This window comes from Mesorhizobium sp. M2E.F.Ca.ET.209.01.1.1, assembly GCF_004010375.2.
In the GTDB taxonomy this organism is placed as follows: Bacteria; Pseudomonadota; Alphaproteobacteria; order Rhizobiales; family Rhizobiaceae; genus Mesorhizobium.
Genome location: NZ_SADP02001172.1, coordinates 1 through 290, shown reverse-complemented (window position 1 = coordinate 290; position 290 = coordinate 1). Strand labels below are relative to the sequence as shown.

The 290-nt window shown below is 65.5% G+C and carries 1 protein-coding gene; it reads left to right on the top strand.

What is annotated here, in order from left to right; all coding sequences use genetic code 11:
* On the top strand, window positions 1–290 hold a 290-nt coding region (locus tag EN852_RS39605), incomplete at both ends, for a tyrosine-type recombinase/integrase (RefSeq protein ID WP_145994165.1).

Genomic DNA, 290 nt, shown 5'->3' with positions numbered 1-290 from the left:
GTCACGGCAAGGGCGGCAAGGACCGCACCGTGATGCTGTCGGCGCAGCTTCTTCGGATCCTACGGGTCTACTGGCGACTGGCGAAGCCGCAGGGCTGGCTGTTTCCCGGCCGCGACCCCAATCGTCCCATCGACGTGCAGGTGCTGTATTCGGCCTGCCGCTCGGCGCGCGCTGCCGCCGGCATCGACAAGCGGGTGACGGTGCACACGCTCAGGCACTCCTTTGCCACGCATCTGCTCGAGAACGGCACCGATATCCGCATCATCCAGGTGCTGCTTGGCCACAACAAT